23 protein-coding genes are annotated in these 19986 nt (G+C 53.9%); 16 read left to right on the plus strand and 7 right to left on the minus strand.

Annotation, left to right across the window (positions count from 1 at the left end; genetic code table 11):
* Positions 1 to 20 precede the first annotated feature (20 nt).
* Positions 21 to 509 (minus strand): SRPBCC family protein, encoded by a 489-nt coding sequence (locus tag AC0VXT_RS20530; protein ID WP_475546888.1) that lies wholly within the window; start codon positions 507 to 509, stop codon positions 21 to 23.
* Positions 484 to 987: an ArsR/SmtB family transcription factor gene (locus AC0VXT_RS20535; protein WP_475546889.1), complete on the minus strand. Its 504-nt coding sequence runs from the start codon at positions 985 to 987 to the stop codon at positions 484 to 486. The genes AC0VXT_RS20530 and AC0VXT_RS20535 overlap by 26 nt, the downstream gene beginning before the upstream one ends.
* A 62-nt stretch (positions 988 to 1049) precedes the next feature.
* On the opposite strand from AC0VXT_RS20535, the gene AC0VXT_RS20540 reads away from it, so the two are divergent.
* Together AC0VXT_RS20540 and AC0VXT_RS20545 are read left to right on the plus strand one after the other, a co-directional pair.
* Positions 1050 to 1853, plus strand: coding sequence for a HesA/MoeB/ThiF family protein (locus AC0VXT_RS20540; RefSeq protein ID WP_475546890.1), 804 nt, complete (start codon positions 1050 to 1052; stop codon positions 1851 to 1853).
* A complete protein-coding gene (locus AC0VXT_RS20545) occupies positions 1843 to 2274 on the plus strand; it encodes a DsrE family protein (protein ID WP_022733719.1) in 432 nt (143 codons plus the stop codon). The genes AC0VXT_RS20540 and AC0VXT_RS20545 overlap by 11 nt, the downstream gene beginning before the upstream one ends.
* Before the next feature lie 2 nt (positions 2275 to 2276).
* On the opposite strand, the gene AC0VXT_RS20550 is transcribed toward AC0VXT_RS20545, so the two are convergent.
* The gene (locus AC0VXT_RS20550; RefSeq protein ID WP_475546891.1) at positions 2277 to 2978 is read right to left on the minus strand and encodes a LysE family translocator; all 702 of its coding nucleotides are present in this window, start codon (positions 2976 to 2978) and stop codon (positions 2277 to 2279) included.
* Between the two features lie 94 nt (positions 2979 to 3072).
* Here AC0VXT_RS20550 and AC0VXT_RS20555 point away from each other — a divergent pair, with 94 nt between their 5' ends.
* Positions 3073 to 4017, plus strand: a complete 945-nt coding sequence (locus AC0VXT_RS20555; RefSeq protein WP_475546892.1) for a LysR substrate-binding domain-containing protein — start codon at positions 3073 to 3075, stop codon at positions 4015 to 4017.
* 91 nt (positions 4018 to 4108) lie between these two features.
* Entirely contained in the window at positions 4109 to 4624 is a 516-nt protein-coding gene (locus AC0VXT_RS20560) for an MgtC/SapB family protein (protein WP_033369133.1), read from the plus strand.
* Positions 4625 to 4648: 24 nt separating this feature from the next.
* On the opposite strand, the gene AC0VXT_RS20565 is transcribed toward AC0VXT_RS20560, so the two are convergent.
* On the minus strand, positions 4649 to 5689 hold the full coding sequence (locus AC0VXT_RS20565; RefSeq protein WP_475546893.1) for a LacI family DNA-binding transcriptional regulator: 1041 nt from the start codon (positions 5687 to 5689) through the stop codon (positions 4649 to 4651).
* A gap of 67 nt (positions 5690 to 5756) precedes the next feature.
* Positions 5757 to 7088, minus strand: a complete 1332-nt coding sequence (locus AC0VXT_RS20570) for a GH1 family beta-glucosidase (protein WP_475546894.1) — start codon at positions 7086 to 7088, stop codon at positions 5757 to 5759.
* 230 nt (positions 7089 to 7318) lie between these two features.
* On the opposite strand from AC0VXT_RS20570, the gene AC0VXT_RS20575 reads away from it, so the two are divergent.
* The 4 genes from AC0VXT_RS20575 (at position 7319) to AC0VXT_RS20590 (ending at position 11549) form a co-directional block, all read left to right on the plus strand.
* The gene (locus AC0VXT_RS20575; protein ID WP_475546895.1) at positions 7319 to 8563 is read left to right on the plus strand and encodes an ABC transporter substrate-binding protein; all 1245 of its coding nucleotides are present in this window, start codon (positions 7319 to 7321) and stop codon (positions 8561 to 8563) included.
* Between the two features lie 87 nt (positions 8564 to 8650).
* Positions 8651 to 9607 (plus strand): carbohydrate ABC transporter permease, encoded by a 957-nt coding sequence (locus AC0VXT_RS20580; RefSeq protein WP_022733727.1) that lies wholly within the window; start codon positions 8651 to 8653, stop codon positions 9605 to 9607.
* A 2-nt stretch (positions 9608 to 9609) separates the two neighbouring features.
* Positions 9610 to 10464, plus strand: a complete 855-nt coding sequence (locus AC0VXT_RS20585) for a carbohydrate ABC transporter permease (protein WP_051146036.1) — start codon at positions 9610 to 9612, stop codon at positions 10462 to 10464.
* Between the two features lie 5 nt (positions 10465 to 10469).
* Positions 10470 to 11549, plus strand: coding sequence for an ABC transporter ATP-binding protein (locus tag AC0VXT_RS20590; RefSeq protein WP_475546896.1), 1080 nt, complete (start codon positions 10470 to 10472; stop codon positions 11547 to 11549).
* A gap of 32 nt (positions 11550 to 11581) precedes the next feature.
* Here AC0VXT_RS20590 and ddpX read toward each other — a convergent pair whose 3' ends face one another.
* Positions 11582 to 12142, minus strand: coding sequence for a D-alanyl-D-alanine dipeptidase (gene ddpX, locus AC0VXT_RS20595; protein ID WP_022733730.1), 561 nt, complete (start codon positions 12140 to 12142; stop codon positions 11582 to 11584).
* A 19-nt stretch (positions 12143 to 12161) separates the two neighbouring features.
* On the opposite strand from ddpX, the gene tsaB reads away from it, so the two are divergent.
* Complete coding sequence (gene tsaB / locus AC0VXT_RS20600) at positions 12162 to 12962, plus strand: tRNA (adenosine(37)-N6)-threonylcarbamoyltransferase complex dimerization subunit type 1 TsaB (protein ID WP_475546897.1); 801 nt, start codon at positions 12162 to 12164, stop codon at positions 12960 to 12962.
* Positions 12959 to 13543, plus strand: coding sequence for a GNAT family N-acetyltransferase (locus AC0VXT_RS20605; RefSeq protein WP_475546898.1), 585 nt, complete (start codon positions 12959 to 12961; stop codon positions 13541 to 13543). Before tsaB ends, AC0VXT_RS20605 begins: the two co-directional genes overlap by 4 nt.
* 263 nt (positions 13544 to 13806) lie before the next feature.
* Here the strand turns inward: AC0VXT_RS20605 and AC0VXT_RS20610 are convergent, their stop codons facing one another.
* Positions 13807 to 14052: a sulfurtransferase TusA family protein gene (locus tag AC0VXT_RS20610; RefSeq protein ID WP_475546899.1), complete on the minus strand. Its 246-nt coding sequence runs from the start codon at positions 14050 to 14052 to the stop codon at positions 13807 to 13809.
* A gap of 192 nt (positions 14053 to 14244) precedes the next feature.
* Here AC0VXT_RS20610 and AC0VXT_RS20615 point away from each other — a divergent pair, with 192 nt between their 5' ends.
* The 6 genes from AC0VXT_RS20615 (at position 14245) to ybeY (ending at position 19944) form a co-directional block, all read left to right on the plus strand.
* Entirely contained in the window at positions 14245 to 14667 is a 423-nt protein-coding gene (locus AC0VXT_RS20615; RefSeq protein WP_022733735.1) for a Fur family transcriptional regulator, read from the plus strand.
* A 162-nt stretch (positions 14668 to 14829) separates the two neighbouring features.
* Positions 14830 to 15624, plus strand: coding sequence for a GNAT family N-acetyltransferase (locus AC0VXT_RS20620; protein WP_475546900.1), 795 nt, complete (start codon positions 14830 to 14832; stop codon positions 15622 to 15624).
* Positions 15621 to 16526, plus strand: a complete 906-nt coding sequence (locus AC0VXT_RS20625; RefSeq protein ID WP_475546901.1) for a lysophospholipid acyltransferase family protein — start codon at positions 15621 to 15623, stop codon at positions 16524 to 16526. Before AC0VXT_RS20620 ends, AC0VXT_RS20625 begins: the two co-directional genes overlap by 4 nt.
* A gap of 310 nt (positions 16527 to 16836) precedes the next feature.
* Positions 16837 to 18234 (plus strand): tRNA (N6-isopentenyl adenosine(37)-C2)-methylthiotransferase MiaB, encoded by a 1398-nt coding sequence (gene miaB / locus AC0VXT_RS20630; protein ID WP_475546902.1) that lies wholly within the window; start codon positions 16837 to 16839, stop codon positions 18232 to 18234.
* Positions 18235 to 18284: 50 nt separating this feature from the next.
* Entirely contained in the window at positions 18285 to 19370 is a 1086-nt protein-coding gene (locus AC0VXT_RS20635; RefSeq protein ID WP_101301749.1) for a PhoH family protein, read from the plus strand.
* Positions 19354 to 19944 (plus strand): rRNA maturation RNase YbeY, encoded by a 591-nt coding sequence (ybeY, locus tag AC0VXT_RS20640; protein WP_475546903.1) that lies wholly within the window; start codon positions 19354 to 19356, stop codon positions 19942 to 19944. Before AC0VXT_RS20635 ends, ybeY begins: the two co-directional genes overlap by 17 nt.
* The last annotated feature ends 42 nt before the right edge of the window (positions 19945 to 19986 follow it).

The raw sequence follows: 19986 nt of genomic DNA on the forward strand, positions 1-19986 counted from the left end.
CCAATCTGATCAACCAAGGCTCAGCCGTCGAGCCAGACGGCAAGACCGTCGAGCGTTTGCAAGCCGTATTCCACCGCGCCAAAGCCAATAACCGCCAAGCGTCGTTCGCGGGTCGGGTGGAGTTGGCGCAACGTCACCACAGTTTTGCCGTCGCTTTGCTCGTCGAAAGTCACTGTCATGCGGAACCGTTCGGGGTCGTTGGGATCGGGTGTGCCATAGTCCATGACGATCCGTTCGTTCGGCACGATTTCCAGAAAGCGCACATGGTTTTCAAAGCGCTGTGGTTTGCCTTCGAACGTGCCGACCATGTCGAACCGCCACACCCCGCCTTCGCGGATGTCTGCCTCCTTGGTTTCGATATCAAGGCCTTCCGGGCCATACCATTTTGCCAGCGCCTCGGGGTTCGTCCAGGCAGCGAAGACCTTGTCGCGTGGATGGTTCAGCAGCTTTGCCAGCACGATCTCGCGGTCCAGTGACCAAGTCTCAATCGGGTTTTTCATATCGTCCATCCTCTTCTTCCTTGTGGTCCAGATGAAGTTCCAGTCGATCCAGCCGTTCAGCCCAGCGTTGACGCTCCGCCTCCATCCAGACTGCCGCCTCGTTGAAACGTTCTGGCACCAGTTGGCACCAACGGCTGCGCCCGCGCTTCTCACTGGCGATCAGGCCGCACTCCTCAAGTACTTTGAGATGCTGGGTGAATGACGGTAGCGCCATGTTGAAAGGCGCGGCCAAGTCGCTTACGGACGCCTCGCCGCTGGCAAGACGCGAGACCACCGCACGGCGGGTCGGGTCGCTAAGGGCGTGAAACGCAAGATCAAGGGGGTTTGAATGATAAGGCATGTGCCTTAGTAAACTGAGTTTCAGGGCTACGTCAAGAATATTTAGGTACATACCTAAGTATTGGTGTGTGTCGCCCTGAAACAGGTTGTGAAAAAGACAGTGGTTCAGGGAAAAACAAATCTTTTGCTTGAGTGATGGGATCGCCACGCTATATCCAGAAGTCAGAGATTTTACTCTGTTGCATTCGATCTGACAGGAAACCCGCCCGCGTGACTGATTTTGACTTCAACGAAAATGAAGTGCAGCGCTATGCCCGCCACATTGTCCTTAAAGAGGTCGGTGGCACCGGGCAGATGATGCTTAAACGGGGGCGTGTGCTGATTGTCGGGGCCGGTGGGCTTGGCTCCCCGCTTGCGATGTATTTGGCCGCAGCCGGGGTTGGGACGATTGGCATTGTCGATGCCGACACGGTGGAGCTATCCAACCTGCAACGCCAGATCGCGCACGGTATGCGCGATATCGGAACGCCCAAGGTTGACAGTGCAAAATCAACCATGGCCGATATGAACCCGGAAATCACCGTGCATGCCCATAACACCCGGCTTGATGCGGGCAACGTTATGGATTTGATTGCCGATTATGACGTGATTGCCGACGGATCGGATAATTTCGAGACGCGGTTTTTGCTTAATGACGCTTGCTACTTGGCGGGCAAGACGCTGGTGTCGGGCGCAGCATTGCGATTTGATGGGCAGGTTTCGACATTCAAGGCCCATCTGGGTGCGCCCCATCCATGTTATCGCTGTATTTATCATGCGCCCCCGCCCGAGGACGCCATTCCGTCCTGTGCGCAAGGTGGCGTTTTGGGATCGGTGGTTGGTATGATCGGCGGGATGCAGGCCACCGAAGTTCTCAAAGAATTGATGGGCATTGGTGATGGGCTTTCGGGTCAGTTGTTGATTGTCGATGCGCTGTCGGCGGCCTATCGTAAAATCAAGGTGCCCCGCGATCCGGGCTGCCCGCTTTGTTCACAAAACGCCACGATCAAGGACCTGTCGATCCATGAACACTGAGACCGAAAGTCCAAAGAAACTGTCGCTGGTGGTATTTTCCGGCAGCTTTGAAAAAGTTCATTACGCACTCGTAATGGCATCGTCTGCCCTTGCCACAGGCCGCGAGGTCACGCTGTTTTTCACTATGGAAGCCAGCCGTGCGCTTTTGGCCCCGTCCGGATGGCGACATTTGCGCACGGATGCCCAAGGGGCCACCGCGACGTCAATCGATTTGTCCTATGCGACGCGCGGGATCGGCACATTCGAAGAATTGCTGAGCGCCTGTGCATCATTGGATGGCAAATTCATGGTTTGTGAAATGGGATTGCGCGCATTGGGCCTTGAAGATCAAGCCACCCGCGATGAGCTTTCGATTGAGACCGGCGGTGTTGTGACATTTCTGAACGACGCCAAACAAAATGGCGAGATGCTGTTTATCTGATCTCAACTTGCCAGAAGCTTGATACCAAGCCCGGCCAGACACAAACCAACCGCCCGTTCGATCCAGATTTTGATTGCAGAAATGCGGGCCTGCACGGCGGGTAAGGTCAATGCGACCGCGACCAACCCGAACCAGAACATGTGGCAGACCGCGATATAAATACCGTATCCGATTTCCTGGATGATGGGTGTGTCGGGCGAAATCACCTGACTGAACAGGGAAACGATGAACAGCATCGTTTTGGGGTTCAGCGCATTGCAGGCAAAACCGACCCAGAAGGCCGACCCGTTCCGGGTTTGATCTGTACCCGGTGCCGACGTTCCTGATGGCTGGGAAGTTGATATGTTAGCGCTAACATCCATGGTATTGGCGGCTTTGGCGCGGCCAAGAAGTTTGCGGATATCAGGCCACAGGGCCGATAAACCAAGCCAGATCAAATAAGCCGCCCCCAGATAGCGCAGGCTGTTAAGCACCCAGATATTGCTGGCAAACAGAACCCCCAGACCAATCAGGGTATAGGCAAGATGAACTGAAACACCGCTGCCAATCCCAATGGCACAGAAAACCCCGGCGCGCCTGCCACGGGTAAGGGCGATGCGGGTGACCATGGCAAAATCGGGGCCGGGGCTGATGACGGCAAGCACGGTGATGATGCCAACGGCGATGATTTCCATGGATCGGATATCGGCGGTGATGTCGGGCATGACGGAACGGTCCTTTGATGGGGCTTGATCTGTGCGTGAAATCAGTATCAAACTGTTTCAAAGGCCATAAAATCGAAAAATACCGGGATTTATTGTGAGTAATATTCACAGAAAACGGCATCTGCCGCCGCTTGCCGCCCTGCCCGCCTTTGAGGCAGCTGCACGTCATCAAAGCTTTTCGCGCGCCGCAGAAGAATTGCATCTGACCCATGGGGCAATCAGTCGGGCGGTGGCCCAGATCGAAGATCGATTGGGGGTTGAGCTGTTCGTGCGGCGAAACCGGCGGGTCTGGTTAACCGCGGCGGGCGAGCGGTTGTTAAAGGCTACCAGTGCGGCCCTTAACGGACTTGATGGCGCGGTTGAGGATATTCACCGTCATGACGGGGCATCACCGATCTTGACAGTATCGTGCGAACCCAGCCTTGCCATGCGCTGGCTGATGCCGCGTTTGGGGGGATTTCGCGAAGCCAACCCGGACTTGAATATTGACCTGCGCCTTGCCGGTGGGCCGGTGGATTTATTGGCCGATGGCTGTGACGTGGCGATCCGGCGGGCCGATTACGGTATTTCAGAACAGTACATCACCACCCGTCTTTGGGCCGAACATGCCGGGCCGGTGTGTGATCCGGATTGCTGGGAAACAATTCTTGCGGGAAATCTGTCCAATGCCCGCTGGCTACATGCCCGGACCCGACCGGATGCGTGGGAGGTTTGGAAACGGGCCAGTGGCAGTGAAGCCACCGCCGCCAGCGAACAGTATTTCGATCATTTCTTTTTTGCGCTTCAGGCGGCTGTGAACCGGCTTGGTACGGCGATTGGTCCCTTGCCGCTGGTGTATGACGATTTAAAAGCGGGGCGTCTTATTGCCCCGCTTGGCATGGCCCCAACTGGCTACGATTATGTGTTGATTACCCTTGATCCGCCCGACCGTGATCCGCGGATATCCCTGTTCTTTGACTGGTTGATGGCAGAAGCAGGCGACATGGACGGCGGTGCTTTGCCGGGCAACGATATGACGGGACTGGGTAAGAAAATCTGATTCTGAACACCGGCTCCATATGCGCGGGGTCGGAACATTGTTCAAACGTGCCGCGTTTTGGGAATTCCTGAAACTGTGCGGATCCCATTTTATGCTGACCGACCTTCCCTATTTTGCGACGGCCGAGAAATATTTCGATATTGGCGTCATCGATATGGTGCTGCGGCTGTGTGCGGCGACGGTGATTGGCATGATCATCGGGCTTAACCGCGATGTGAACGGCAAGCCGACCGGCATGCGGACCTTGGCACTTGTCAGTCTGGGGGCGGCTGTTGTGTCGGTCGTTGCGGTTCATTTTCAGGATCTGATTGACCATCCTGATGCGCTTTCACGCGTTGTGCAGGGCTTGTTGCAGGGGGTTTTGACCGGCATTGGCTTTATCGGTGCCGGCGTGATCATGCGTCAGCCCAAAAGCATGACGGTTTCCGGTCTGACAACGGCGGCAACGGTGTGGATCACCGCCGCCCTTGGCATTGCCTGTGCGCTTGCTGCGTGGCACATTGTGATCATCGCCACGGTCTTGGCCCTGTTTGTTCTGATTGTGCTTAAACCGGTTGAACGGATGCTGGTGCGCCTGATCAGCGACAAGGATGCCGCACGCGACTAGCGAGGATGGTTCGGGCGCCGGACTTTAAAAATCCTCCCCCTCGCGGAAGGCGGCAAGATCATCGATGCGTCGATAAGGCAAAAGTGTTTGCAGTTCCTGAGCGGGGACACCGACCATCAGATCGTGTAAATGACGCGCAAGGACTTCACCCACATGCCGTTGTGGCTGGTAGTAGTAGGCCAGTTTTTGTTTTGACAGCATGCGGAACGGCATGCCGCCAAACCCGACAACCCCGATCCCATCGCGGATGGTGTCCATGTTCAGTTCCATCAGGGCTTCGAGTGCGCCGATCATGGTCATTTGGCTGGCACAGACAATTGCGGTGGCGTCGCGTTGGGTGCGAAACAGCGCCGTGGTAGCATCGCGGGCGGCACGTACCGAGACATCGGAGCGCATCCAGATCAGGCTTTCGGGATCAAGTCCGGCTTCTGTCATTGCGCGGCGCGCCCCCTGTTTGCGATAGCCAAAAAAGGTCAGGTTTTCCGGTGGATCAATCATGCCGATTTTGCGGTGGCCATCCGCGATCAGGCGTTTGACGGCGTCATAGGCGGCGTGTTCATCATCGTGATCGACAAAGGCATGCGGGGTTAAAAGTTCGGTCCGCCCAAAGCTGACGAATGGAAAATCATGTTGCAGGCAATATTTTGCCCGGCTGTCTTGGGATGTGGTGCGCGAAAAGACCACCGCATCGGCCATGCGTTGGGTATGGACGCGGATGACGGGTTCAAGCGGATCTTTGTTACTGGTTTGCGCTAGAACCACCAGCGAATAGCGGTCTGCCTCCAACCCCTGCGCCAGGCTTTCGACCTGTGCCAGAAACCCCGGATCGCCGTAATCGCCAACTTCCGGGGAATACAGGATTGAACAGACCTGCATGGTTTTGCCCGTGCGCAGCATGACGCCGCGCGCATCGGGCTGATACCCGATTTGTTCGGCTGCGGCCTTTACCTTGGCCACTGTGCCGGGTTTGACCTCGGGCCCGTCTTTGAGCGCACGTGAAACTGTCGTAACCGACAGGCCAAGATGTTCGGCAATCGTGCGAAGGTTCGGGCGCGAGGCGGGCATATGCAGGTCCGTTCTTGTGGTCGTTGCGAGCGGTATCGTGGCGGACAATCTAGTCGCCCGGCCATGGTTAAGGCAATGCGTTGCTTTTGATCACATTGCGCATGAACTCAAAGGACGCCTTTGGGGTGCGTTTTTGGGTGGTGTAATCGACATGCACCAAGCCAAACCGCTTTTGATAGCCATACGCCCATTCGAAATTGTCGAGCAAAGACCAAGGCATATATCCCTGAAGATTGGCGCCTTCTTTCATGGCGCGTAAAGCGGCCGAGAGGTATTCATTGTGATAGGCAATGCGATCCTGATCGTCGATTTTACCATTTGCGTCAGGCAGGTCGATAAAGGCCCCGCCATTTTCCGTGACAAAGACCGGCGGGTTACCATAGTCGTTTTGCAAGATTTTCAGCGTGCGATAAAAACAATCGCCATCAATTGCCCACCCCATTTCGGTGCGACGGAAATATTTTGGTGGTTCGGCATGTTTAAACGGCCAGGCCTTGTCGCTTGCGGCTTCGATATAGCTTGGGAAATACTGATTTACGCCCTGAAAATCGATCTCGGTTTTTATGGCTTCAAGGTCGCCGTCCCGAATGTGGGGTTCCATCCGGTCCAAAATCAGCTCCGGGTAACGGCCATAATAGACCGGATCAAGGAACGCGCCGTTCCATTTTGCTTCAAACAGATCGACCAAATGTGCGTCCTGTTCCCGGCGCTCTGGCAATGTATAGCCTTTATGCATCGGCAAAACGAATCCAACCGGGGCTTCGGGGAAATGGCCTTTGATGATCTTGGTGGCGCGCGCATGGCATAAATTTAAATGATGAGCGGTCCGCATGGCCGCGCGCGGGTCGGCAATGCCCGGTGCGTGCCGACCTTCTTCATGGCCGACCCAGGCAACCACATTGGGTTCATTAAATGTTACCCAGGATTTCACCCGGTCGCCGAGCCGGGATGCAAGAAGTTCGGTATAATCCCCAAACCAGTCAACAATGTCGCGGTTTGTCCAGCCGCCCCGGTCCTGAAGCGCTTGGGGTAGATCCCAGTGATACAGGCACAACCATGGTTCAATGCCGCGTTCAAGCATGCCGTCAATCAGGCGGCTGTAAAAATCAATGCCCGCTTCGTTTACCCTGCCGGTTCCTTCGGGCAAGACGCGCGGCCACATGACTGAAAAGCGGTAATGTTTGGCGCCAAGGTCCTTGATCAGATCAAGGTCCTCTGCCCAGCGATGATAATGATCGCAGGCAATGCTTCCGTTGTCGCCATTGGCAACGCGGCCCGGTGTTGCGCAATAGGTGTCCCAGATGGTGGCACCGCGCCCGTCATTTTTGGCACCGCCTTCAATCTGATAACTGGATGTTGAGACACCCCAGCGGAAACCGTCGGGAAATGATTTGGTCATGTTCGCTTCCTTGCCCTGTTCCGGGAGCCATTGTTGAGTACGCCCAGAATCGTAACGTTTCGAAAAAATCGGCAAAAAAATACCGATGTTTCATTTTGTCCCTATTATGGGCTGGTTTTGTTGATTGACAAGAGCGAATAAAGCGCTTATCAAAAAAATAGAAACGTTACGAATTTTCGACCATCAAGAAGTCGGCATTGAACGTACCCTATTAGGGAGGAACATCCGTTATGAAGAAATTTTCCACAGCCGCAGCATGCGCGGCATTTCTGAGCGTCGGTGTATCTGCCGGTGCGATTCATGCCCAGACGGCAGAAGTCCTGCATTGGTGGACGTCCGGCAGTGAACAGGCGGCCCTTGCCGAAGTGCGCAAGGCGTTTGAGGCCAAAGGTGGCACATGGGTTGATACCCCGATTGCCGGGGGCAGTAACGCCCGTGCAGCAGCCGTGAACCGTATGCTTGGCGGTGATCCGGCTGCGGTGTTTCAGTTCTCCATCGGTCAACAATTGCGTGAACTTGCCGATCAGGGCCTTCTGGCCAATGTTGGCAAGATTGCCGATGAAGAAAACTGGGATGAAAAATTGCCGCCTTTGATCGTCAAGGCGGCAAAATATGACGGTAATTACATCGCCGCCCCAATCAACATCCATGGTGAAAACTGGATGTTTTATAACAAGGCTGTGCTTGAAGACGCCGGCATTGATGTGCCGACAAGCTGGGATGACTTCATCGCGGCGGCCGAGAAACTCAAGGCAGCTGGCGTAACACCGATTGGTCTGGGTGGGCAGCCGTGGCAGGAGCGCATCATGTTCAACAGTGTACTTTTGGGTGTTGGCGGACGTGAATTCTATGCCGATCTTTACAGCACGCTTGATGATGACCTTCTGGAATCCGATACCATGCATCAGGTGTTTGAAACCTTCGCCGCACTGAAGCCCTTTGTTGATGAATCAAGTCCAGGTCGGAATTGGAACGAAGCAACCAATATGGTGATCAAGGGCGATGCGGCTTTCCAGTTCATGGGTGACTGGGCCAAAGGCGAAATCATTGCCGCGGGGATCGAGCCGGGCACCACGGTTGGTTGCGCCTTCGCACCTGCTGTTGATACCGCCTATATCATGACTGTGGATGCCTTTGCCTTTTCGGCAATGGACGGCGAAGACGCAACCCCCGCACAGGAAAAAATGGCGCAAGTCATGCTGGAGCCAGATGTGCAGATTGCCTTTAACATGAAAAAGGGATCGATCCCTGCGCGTCTGGATGTGCCCTCAGACAGCTTTGATTCTTGTGCGCAAACTGCCATCAAAACCCTTCAGGACAAAAAGACCCATCTGGTCAGTACCGGTCTTTTCGGGGTGCCAAGTGCCGTTTCGGGCGCGATTGATGACAGCATCTCCAATTTCTGGAACAGTGCTGACATGAGCCCGAAAGAGGGTCAGGAACAATTCCACGAAGCAATTTCCTACGCCAAGTAAGGTGTGGGACTGCGCAATACTTTGCAGGGATGTGCTGCTGTGTGACCGCTAAGGCGGGTGCAGCGGCACCTTTACAAAGAAGCGAGAATGTTTATGGCCGATCCGGCACAAGGTGTGTTGCAGCGTTCAGTTGAGAACGATGCGATCCAGAAGACAGGCAGGCGGCGCTGGCGTCCGCAATGGACCGCCAGAATGGCGCTTATCCCTGCCATGACCATTACGATTGTCTGTTTTTACGGATTCATTATCTGGACTTTTGTGATTTCGCTGACGCGGTCACGTTTGTTGCCGGTCTATAAATTTACCGGGTTTGACCAATATGTTCGATTGTTTGCCAATGAACGCTGGTGGACGTCGATGCAGAATCTGGCGATCCACGGGTTTCTGTTCATTGGTGGCTGCATGGTGTTTGGCTATTTGCTGGCGATCTTGATTGATCGCCGGGTCAAGGCCGAAGGCATGTACCGCACCATTTTCATGTTGCCTCTTTCGATGTCATTCATCGTGACGGGTGTGATCTGGCAATGGGTGATGAACCCGGGACTGGGTTTGCAGGAAGCCGTACGTGCGTTGGGTTGGGACAGTTTCGAGTTCAACTGGATCGTCCGGCCGGACCGCGCGATCTATACGCTGGCGATTGCTGGTATCTGGCAACAGGTTGGATTGTGCATGGCACTGTTTCTTGCCGGGCTTCGAAATATCGATCCGAACATCTGGAAGGCATCGCGTGTTGATGGCATTCCGGTATGGCGGGTCTATCTGCACATCATTACCCCGATGCTGCGCACCGTCTTCTTCACGGTATTTATCCTGATGAGTGCGATTGTCATGAAGGCGTTTGATCTTGTTGTCGCCCTGACCGGTGGCGGGCCGGGATTTTCATCTGATTTGCCGGCGCGGTTCGTGGTTGATCATATTCTTAACCGGCAGGAACTTGGTCTTGGCGCGGCGGGTGCGTTTGTCCTGTTGTGTACCGTGATCGCGGTTATTTCGCCCTATATTTACTTCGAGCTCAAAAAAGAGCGCGGCGGGCGGGGGCATTGATCATGCGTTATAATCGACTTGCCCTTTATGGATTGCTCATTCTTGCCGCCATCATGATCATGGCGCCGGTTTTCATCATGATTTCAACGTCGTTAAAATCGATGGATGAGATCCGTAATGGCAGTATCTTCGCCCTGCCCGCCGATCCCGGATTTGCGGCTTGGGGCAAGGCTTGGTTTGGCGATTGCAGTCAGGCGCTTGGTGATCAATGCGGCGGGCTTTCATCGTCATTCCTTACCTCGGTCAAGATTGTGATTCCGGCTTTGATCCTGTCGGTCGGTCTTGGGGCCATTACGGGTTATGCGCTGGCGGCGTGGAAAATGAAATGGGCCAATGTGATGTTTGCGGCCCTTCTGGTTGGTATGTTCATTCCCCCGCAGGTGACCCTTTATCCCCTGATCATCATGATCCGCGAGCTTGGCATATTTGGGTCCATACCCGGATTGATATTGGTGCATGTCATCTGGGGGGTTGCCTTTACCACCATGATGTTTCGCAACTTCTTTAAAACCGTTCCAGAGGATTTGCTGAAAGCAGCACGGATCGACGGGGCGGGATTCTGGCGATTGTTCTGGCACGTGATGTTGCCGCTTTCGTTGCCTATTTTGGGTGTCGCGATGATTTTGCAGTTCACCTATATCTGGAATGATTTTCTGTTGGGTCTGACCTTTGGCGGGCGATCGGGTCAACCGATGACCGTTGCACTCAACAACCTTGTCGGATCACAGTTCGGCGAGAAGGAATATAATGTCGATATGGCTGCAACCATGCTGACAGCCCTACCAACGCTTGCGGTTTATCTATTGTCGGGGCGGCTGTTTGTGCGCGGAATTGCCGCAGGTGCGGTGAAAGGGTAACCAGAATGAACGGTGTTGAACTTCGCAACGTAACCAAGGCCTATGCCGGACTGACGGTGATGGAAAACATCAACCTTGAAATCACGGACGGTGATTTTGTGGTGCTGTTGGGGCCATCAGGGTGTGGCAAATCGACATTGCTGAACATGATTGCCGGGTTGGAACCGACCACGGGTGGAGAAATTCATATTGGCGGGCGCAATGTGACCGAACTGGAGCCGGATGAGCGCGATATCGCGATGGTGTTTCAGTCCTATGCCCTTTATCCGACCATGTCGGTGCGCAAGAATATCGGCTTTGGCCTTAAAATGGGCGGCATGCGCAAGGATGAAATTGAAAAGCGGGTTGCCGATGTTGGCGAACTTCTTCAAATCACGCCGCTTCTGGATCGCAAACCATCTCAGCTTTCGGGCGGGCAGCAGCAGCGCGTGGCGATCGGGCGTGCACTGGTTCGCGAACCGTCGGTGTTTCTGTTTGATGAGCCGCTTTCAAACCTTGATGCCAAGCTGCGTGCGGATATGCGCGTTGAACTGAAACGTCTGCATGAACGACTGGGACGAACGATTGTCTATGTCACCCACGACCAGATCGAAGCGATGACCCTTGCGACCAAGGTTGTGGTGCTTGAAAAGGGCAGAATTCAGCAGGCGGACACGCCTGAAAACGTCTATCGCCGACCAGCCAACCGTTTTGTCGCCAGCTTTGTTGGTGCTCCGACGATGAATTTTATCTCTGGCAAAATGTTACAGGATGGTTCGGATATCGTCTTTGACAGCGGAGCAGGCCAATTGCCGCTGGTTGACGTCCCGACCGAGGCACGCAACCTTATAGGGCAACCAATAACGCTGGGGGCCCGGCCCGAACATCTTTTGTTTGATGATGCCGGGATCGCATCGCGGGTGCTGCTGGCCGAACCGACCGGGCCGGATCAGTATGTTCGACTTGCCGTTGCAGGATCGGAAATCACGGCAAGATGCGGTCCTGAACAGGTTTTCAGATCAGGTTCGGATACCAGAATTCTTATCGATGGGGCCCGGATGTCGCTGTTTGATCCACAAAGTGGTCAGGCGTTGTTGCAGGCCTGACCGCTCGGAAAGCACTTCGCGCCTGTATTGGCCTAGCGGGCCATCATGGGGTTACCAAGGGCGCTATCGGACATCACCGGGTATTTCGATGCGGCGTTGGGCAATTGATAGTGCCACCATTCGTGGTCATAAAACTCGAACCCGGCACTGACCATGATGCCCAGCAGGATAAAACGGTTGGCTTCGGCGGTTTTGGAAATCAAATCCGAGCCGTGATAGGACCGGTCATGCATTTCATCAAACCCTGCCCCCATATCCAGTTCCTTGCCGTTTTGATCAATCAGGGTTAGATCAATGGCAACACCACGACCATGTGGCGATCCAAAATCCGGGTTGGCGACGAAATCGGGGTTGGGCGAATGGTTCCACAGGGCGCGTTGGGCTTCCTGAGGGCGGAACGCATCAAGAATGCGAAGCTTCAACCCCTGACGACGTGCCATGGCCGATGCCTTTTTCAGGCATTTTGCCGCATCCGCATGAAGATAGCAGGCAGGTCGTGTATAAATCGGTGCCCCGGTGAAATTGCGATCCGTGGCATAGACGATATCAATTTCGACATCATATTCTTGTGGCGTAATTTCGACCAGCGCCATCGCCGGAGGCCCCCTGTTCTTGTCGTTCACCGATTACATAAAAAAGATGCTGACGGGTCAGTCGCGTTCTTCAGATAGCGCAGATCACGCTGCATCGCAAACCGCATCACAATTAGCGGAGAAATCCGGCCCGACGCTTTTGGCAATTGATACTGCCTCAACGTCGCTGACGACGGCTGTTTTGATCAATGGTGAGGTCAAAGGCGAACTTTTTGCCAATATGGAGCGCGGACAGGCAGAACACCTGATGAGCTTTATCGCCGAAAGCTTCGAAAAAGCGGGCATCGGCTTTGACGCGGTTGATGGCATCGCGGTTACGGTTGGTCCGGGCGCCTTTACCGGAATGCGCATTGGTCTGGCGACCGCACGTGCCCTTGGTCTTGCGCGCAAGATCCCCGTGGTCGGGGTGAGTTCGCTCGAAGCCGTGGCATACGGCGTGTCTGAACGTGATCAGCAGGGGCGCAATATTCTGGTGGCGCTCGATAGCAAGCGGAACGAGATTTTTGCGCAGGCCTTTGATGGCAAAAAAAGACCGTTGAGCACGCCTGAATGCGTTGCCCCGCGTCAGGCCCTGATGATGGCACCACCCGGCGATACGATTTTGGCCGGGGACGCAACACCGCGTTTGTTAACCGCCGCCGCCCATGCGCCAGATGCGTTTTATGATTGCACGGCCCATAGTTTACCGCGCGCAGGCAATGTTGCACTGATTGCCGCGTCGCGTTGGGAAAGTGGTGAAAACCTTGCCCCCGTTCCGATGTATTTGCGCGCACCCGATGCACGCCGGATCGAAGATCAGGGACCGCAGAAAAAGAAATGACCCGCACATCACCAAACGGTCCAGCACCGGGTCGTGCGGGATCGGATCATGCCAATAATTCCTCCCCCTCAAAAAAACCAAAAGCCATCGAGTTGGTGGCTTTGACCGGTGCTTTTGCGCAGGTTGCGGCGGCTTTGCACAAACAGGGGTTTGATGATTGCTGGGACGCGGATGCGATCACGCGGTTACTCGACGTGCCGGGAGCATTTGGATTGTTGGCATTCCAGCCTGGTGACTGTGCGCAGAATCGCGCAGACATCCCAATGGGGTTTGTGATGGTGCAAACCGTTCTGGATGAGGCAGAAATCAATACGATTGTGGTTGCCAGGCAGGCCCGCCAATGTGGTGTTGCCAGAAAACTTCTAACGACAACTTTTGATCGACTGCGTGAAAGCGAGGTCGGTCGGGTTTTGCTCGAAGTTGCCGAAGATAATGCACCGGCGATCGCGTTGTATCGGCACTGCGGATTTATCGAAATAGGACGACGCAAAAATTATTATCGTCGGAAGTCTGGTCGCGAGGTCGATGCACTTGTCATGGAACGCGAGCTTGGCCGCTGTGTTTTGGGCTGGGGTGATTAAGACACGCTTTGATCGATTTTGGACCTTACGATAAGAAGCTGGCGGTAGAACCAAAGATCATCTGCTGCATGTTCTCATGATTGGGAGTAGTGCCGACTATCTGAAAGTTTTGTGCATATTCCGGCGGTTTCAGCATTATTTTATTGATTAAATCGCACACAGACTTTGGATTTATTCTAATTGGCTATATCCACATCAAAAATGTGGTTTTGACTGCCAAGCTGTTATAGTCTAAGCCCAGATGACGACGGGTGGGATCACCATCAGCTTTTCCGAATGGTTAAGCAGTATGTTTCCGGCGCGTTGGGAAGTTCGACCAGATTGATGACAGTGTCGCCCATTTCGGTGACCGAACGCGGAACGTTTTTAAGCGGTTCGCCAGCGCCCAGCGTTACTTCGAGAATTTGACCCTGTGTCATGGTTTCAAGTTTCAGCCGGGTGCGAACAAACGTCATTGGGCAGATATCATTGGTGATGTCGATCTTATGGTCGGGCGTTAAGTCGTCCATATGCTGTCTCCTGAGCGGGCCCCGGAAACGTGAAGTAGCGTTTCATTGGGCAGGAGGCAAGCAGGAGAGAACAAAATATCGCGATTTGCGTCTTGCGATATATGACAGTTTTCTCGATATTTAGCCCAATGAGAGCAAAGGCTGGGACATCCCGGCTTGGGGACAGGCGGAACCGGAAACGAGAACAAGACAATGCTTGCAGAATCAACCATCGAGCAAAAATGCATCGACTCGGGCCTTAAAATGACAGGCCAACGCCGGGTTATCGCCCGTGTGCTGTCAGAGTCCGAAGACCACCCCGATGTGGAGTTGGTCTATCGCCGTGCGACCGAGATTGATCCGAAGATTTCGATTGCCACTGTTTACCGTACCGTTCGTCTTTTTGAAGAGGCGAATATCCTCGAAAAACATGATTTCGGTGATGGTCGTGCGCGGTATGAAGAACTGACCGAAGAGCATCACGATCATCTGATCGACATGCGGTCGGGTGATGTTATCGAGTTTTCGAACGACAAAATTGAAAAGCTTCAGGAAGAGATTGCCAACGAGCTTGGCTACCGACTGGTCGGTCATCGTCTTGAACTTTATGGTGTTCCTTCGAAAGACGATAAATAAAAGTTAAGTTCAACTGCGCTTAACAAAGACAAAATTTTGGCCATCTGTTCAATTCGAGCAGATGGCCTTCATATTTTTGTTACGCTTTATTCACAAACCCTTCACTCGCCCTTCACGCAAATCTTGCGCAAAATCCGCGCAGATGAACGAAAGGGTGTTGCAATGCGCGACGAAAGACAGCCTCAGCGGCTTGAGGTACGCCTCGCCGAGAATGCAGACGAAATTCTTGCCAGCCAGAAACTTCGTTACAAGGTTTTCTATGAAGAGCGCGGTGCGCAGCCAAGCGATGAAATGGCAGCACAACAGCGTGATTTTGATCATTACGATCCGTTGTGCGATCACCTGCTGGTTCTTGATCATGGTCGTGGTGCGGGTACTGACGCGGTTGTTGGAACGTATCGTTTGTTGCGCCAGTCGGTTGCCAACGAACATGGCGGTTTTTACAGTGCGGATGAATACCACATCGAAAGCATGCTCAATGCGGTTAAGGAAGCCGGCGAAATCATGGAGCTGGGAAGATCTTGCGTTGAGGCCGATTACCGCACTATGCCGACGTTGCAGCTTCTTTGGCAGGGCATTGCCGCCTATGTGTTTAAGTACGATATCAAATTGATGTTTGGCTGTGCATCCTTCCACGGGACCGACCCGGACGCCTTTAGCGATGTGCTGACCTATCTGCATCACAATCACCTCGCCCCTGAAGGCATGCGCCCCCGGGCGATTGAAGAACGTTATGAAACGATGATGCGTGCCGAAATCGGTGGTATCGATCAGCGTCAGGCGCTGCGTGACTTGCCGCCGTTGATCAAGGGGTATCTGCGTCTTGGCGGCTTCGTTGGGGACGGCGCAGTCGTTGATCACCAGTTCAACACCACCGACATCTGCATCGTGTTGCCAACCGAAAAGGTAACCGATCGCTATTACAAGCATTACGAACGCACCGCGAGGGTATCGTGAACTGCTATGTGTGTGCCGCTATCCGGCTGACGGCCTATGTGCTTTTGACACTGGTGTTACTGCCAGTACAGATGGTGGCCATCGCATGTAGCATGCGATTGGCAGAACAATTGCCGCGCTTTTATCACGCGCTGTGCCTTAGAATCCTTCATATCGAGGTTCGGGTATCGGGCGGTGATTTGATGGATGGGCCGGGCGTGATTGTTGCCAACCATGCATCATACCTTGATATCCCGGTTTTGGGGGCCCTGACCCGGGCAAGCTTCATTGCCAAAACCGAAGTGGCCAGCTGGCCGGTATTTGGCCTGTTGGCCAAACTGTCGCGCTCAACCTTTGTTGAACGGCGGGCCGTACGATCACGTGACCAGAACGACCAGCTCAGCGAACGGTTAAATAATGGCGATAAGCTGATCCTGTTTCCCGAAGGAACCAGCAATGATGGCAACCGGGTTCTGCCGTTTAAATCCACTTTGTTTGCGGCGGCTGAGCGCACTCTTCCGGATGGATCACAGGTAAAATTCCAACCGGTTTCAATCGCCGCAACCCGTCTTGACGGTGCGCCAATCGGTCGTGATTTACGGGCTTTCTATTCCTGGTATGGGGATATGGATCTGGCACCGCACCTGTGGCAGTTTATGGCTCTTGGCAAGGTGACGGTTGAAATTGTGGTGCATCCGCCGGTGACGCTTGCAGATGCCGCCGGATCGCGCAAGGAACTGGCCCGGATGTGCGAAGCCAAGGTTGCCCAAGGACATCAGGCTGCATTGCGCGGTATCCATCAAGGAGTACCGGTCCAGTTAATTGACAGTGATCTGTCTGGTGAGCTGGTTGGGTTTTCACCGCTGGCGATTATTTGCGAAGATTTTCGTCTGTTTGGTCCAGACCGACAGTTTGGTTCCTGAGTGTTTCGCCAAGGCGGCTATAGCCGTCGATATTGCCGGAATATTTAAGAAAACTTCTAAAAAACACGGTGAGTTTGTTTGATGTGTTTGACTCAGCATGTCGCCGTGGTATCGAATGTTCGTTAATGGATCAGACTGGCATGGCCTGCTGTGTCGCAGAACGGACTGATTTTACGCACCTTGCGATTTGGCGTCGGGTCTCTAAATACATCTGATCTATCATTGCGGTCTTGGTAACAAGTCCGAACCCTTTGCGGTGTGACTTCGTCACGCCGCTTTTTGGCGTTTGAGAGAGCGAAACGGATCTGGCGTGACTGAACCGAAGAAACTTTTTGTAAAAACCTATGGCTGTCAGATGAATGTCTATGACAGTCAGCGCATGCAGGATGTCTTGGCGCCACTGGGATACCAGTCGGTTGACAGTGCAAAGGACGCCGACATGGTGATCCTCAACACCTGCCATATCCGTGAAAAGGCGGCTGAAAAGGTCTTTTCCGATCTGGGGCGTGTGCGCAAACACAAAGAAGCCAAGGAAGCCAATGGCGGCGACAAGATGATTGTCGCGGTGGCGGGCTGTGTCGCGCAGGCCGAAGGGGCCGAGCTTATGCGCCGCGAACCCATTGTCGATATGGTGTTTGGTCCGCAGACTTATCATCGGTTGCCCGAAATGGTCGCACGTGCGAACCGTGCCAAGGGGCGCGATCGCATCATAGATACCGATTTCCCGGCTGAGGAAAAGTTTGACCATCTGCCCGAACAGGTTTCCAAGCATGGCTATTCTGCATTTCTGGCCATTCAGGAAGGCTGCGATAAATTCTGCACGTTTTGTGTCGTGCCCTATACCCGTGGGGCGGAATATTCGCGCCCGGGCATGGATGTGATTAATGAAGCCCGCCAGATTGCGGCGCAAGGCACACGTGAAATCACGCTGTTGGGCCAAAATGTGAACGCCTATCATGGTGCCGCACCCGATGGCGGGGAATGGACACTTGGGCGATTGTTGCGTGAACTGTCTGACATCGACGGTCTTGATCGCATTCGCTACACCACATCGCATCCGCGTGATGTTGATGAAGACCTGATTTCGGCCCACCGTGATCTACCAAAAGTGATGCCGTTCTTGCATTTGCCAGTACAGGCGGGATCGGACCGCGTGTTGCAGGCCATGAACCGCAAGCATGATGTTGCCGACTATCGCGACGTTGTGGCGCGGCTCAAAGACGCCTGCCCGGATTTGGCGTTATCATCGGACTTTATTGTTGGATTCCCCGGCGAATCGGACAAGGATTTCGAAGACACGATGGATATTGTGCGCGAAATTACCTTTATTCAGGCCTTCAGTTTCAAATACAGCCCACGACCGGGAACCCCGGCATCGGCGATGGAATTGCAAGTCCCTGAAAAGGTCAAAACCGAACGCATCATGCGGTTACAGGCGTTGCTGGCCGAACAGCAACTTGCCTTTAACCACAACTGTGTTGGCAAGGAAATGGACGTTCTGCTGGAACGGTTTGGCAAGCTGGATGGTCAGCTGGTGGGCAAAAGCCCCTATATGCAGCCGGTCCATGTCAGTGGTTTGCCAGAGACAGCACTGGGCCAGATCGTTCGATTGAAAATTACTGAAGCACGGCCCAATTCACTGGGCGGTGAGCTGGTCGATACCCCAGTTACGGGCAAAGATCAGGATTCTGAAAGGAACGTTGCGTGAGTGGCACCTCGGCTAAAACCACCAAACCTAAAGTCGCAGCTAAAAAGACGGTGACCAAAAAAGCGGCACCCAAAAAGACCCCGACCAAAGACCAGGACCAGATTGAGTTTTCAGACAACGCGCTTGCGCAGTTGCTCTATGGATCACAGGCAGAAAACCTGACCCGCCTTTCCGAAGGTACAGGGGTGCAGGTATCGAGCCGTGGCTTGGTCGTGACGCTGGTCGGGGACGCGCAAAAAGTTGCTCAGGCCAAAAAGGTGCTGGCTCAGCTGTATGCCCGTCTGCGCGACAAGGAAGTTGATTTGATTGATGTTGAAACCGTCGATGGTGCCATTCGTTTGTCCGAGCCTGATGATACAGATCCGTGGAACGGCCAGACAAAGGATATGTTTGGCGGATCGCGTCTGACCATTCAGACCAAGAAACGCCGCATTTCACCACGGTCGAAACGTCAGAAAGACTATGTCGAGGCGATCCTTGATAACGAACTGATCTTTGGCATCGGTCCGGCCGGTACGGGTAAGACCTATCTGGCGGTGGCGATGGCGGTTCAGGCCTTTATCCTTGGTCAGGTGGATCGCATCATCTTGTCGCGTCCCGCAGTTGAGGCGGGCGAACGTCTTGGCTTTTTACCAGGTGATTTGAAAGACAAGGTCGATCCGTATCTGCGTCCGCTGTATGACGCCTTGCACGACACGCTTCCGGGCGATGTTGTGGTCAAGCGTATGGAAAGTGGCGAGATTGAAGTCGCTCCGCTGGCCTTTATGCGCGGTCGTACACTTGGGAATGCCTTTGTCATTCTTGACGAAGCACAAAACACCACCCCGATGCAGATGAAGATGTTTCTGACACGTTTGGGTGAAGGATCGCGCATGGTGGTGACCGGTGATATGACGCAGGTCGATTTGCCTGATGGCACAAAATCGGGTTTGCGTGATGCGCTTGAAACCATTGGTGACGTCAAAGGGGTCGCGACGATCAAGTTCGATCAGCGCGACGTTGTGCGCCACCATCTGGTGACCAAGATCGTCCAGGCCTATGACGAGATGGATGCTCTGCGCGACCGGCTGAAAAAAGGCTATCGCGGCAACAAGGATGGTGCAGACAAGGGCGCGGAAAATGACAGCACCGCTTGATCTTGATCTCGACGTTGAGGCCGGTGCTTGGGAAAAGGCCGAAATTGACGCGATTGAAGCGGCGATTATTGCCGCCCTTGATGGGGCGTTGGCCGATGGTGTGCTATGGGACGATGAGGCCGTTGCAACGGATGGTACCCCCGATGAAGGCGACGGGGCGTCCTTATTGTCGGTTGCTTCGATGGTAGAGATTGGTGTGCGTCTGTCCGATGATGCCGCAGTGCGTATTTTGAACCGCGATTATCGTGATAAGGACAAGCCAACCAACGTTTTGTCCTTTGCTGCTCTTGAAAGTGCGGATGAGGCGGCGGCGTTTATGATGGCGCCTGATATGCCGCTTTTGCTTGGGGATATTGTCATTGCGCGCGAAACATGCGCGCGCGAAGCGATCGAGCAAAAAAAGTCCCTGAAAAATCATCTGGTTCATCTTGCCGTTCACGGTACGCTGCATCTTGTCGGCTACGATCATATGGTTGATGATGAAGCCGAAGAGATGGAAGAACTTGAACGTCAAATTCTTGCCCGACTTGGCATTGATGATCCCTATGAACCGATTGAAGATGAACCTGTTTGAACAGCTTGTTTGATTTAAAGGATTTCGAACCCGACCAATGAA

The sequence above is a fragment of the Thalassospira sp. Z349TD_5 genome, assembly GCF_056173045.1.